The 433-nt window shown below is 70.2% G+C and carries 1 pseudogene; it reads right to left on the bottom strand.

Going from position 1 to position 433, the window contains the following annotated elements:
- Positions 1–433, bottom strand: a pseudogene (locus AC07RN_RS21320) (hypothetical protein); the annotation flags it as partial.

Here is a 433-nt window from a genome sequence, read left to right as displayed (position 1 = left end):
GGTTCAGGTAGGTGAGCGTGTTGAACCGGTCCACCCGCCACACGTTGCGGCCGTCGACGATGCCGGCGTAGATCCGCTTGCGCCTGATGCCCGGGATCTTGGCGAGTTCCTCGGCCGTGATGCGGCCGTTGACCAGGTCCAGGCCCAGCGCCTCGACCGGCGTCGCGGCGAGGATCGGCAGCGCCTCACCGAGATGGCCGTACGGCCCGGTCACCAGACTGCGCGGACGCAGCGGGGCGTGCGAGAGCTTCTGGTACGCACGCCCGAGTGCCGCGAGTTCCTCGGGGGCACGGTCCTCGGTGAAGCACGGCTCGTCGAGCTGCACGCACGTCGCGCCGGCCTTGGCGAGCTGCGCGAACAGCTTCTCGTATTCCGGCAGCAGCTTGTCGAGCAGGTCGAGCGTCGCGAAGTCCTCCTGCGCGGAGCCGGGGGC

The organism is Lelliottia sp. GFLA7, from assembly GCF_056490165.1.
The sequence above is the reverse complement of the archived record's forward strand: the minus strand, read 5'-3'. Positions and strand labels throughout refer to the sequence as shown.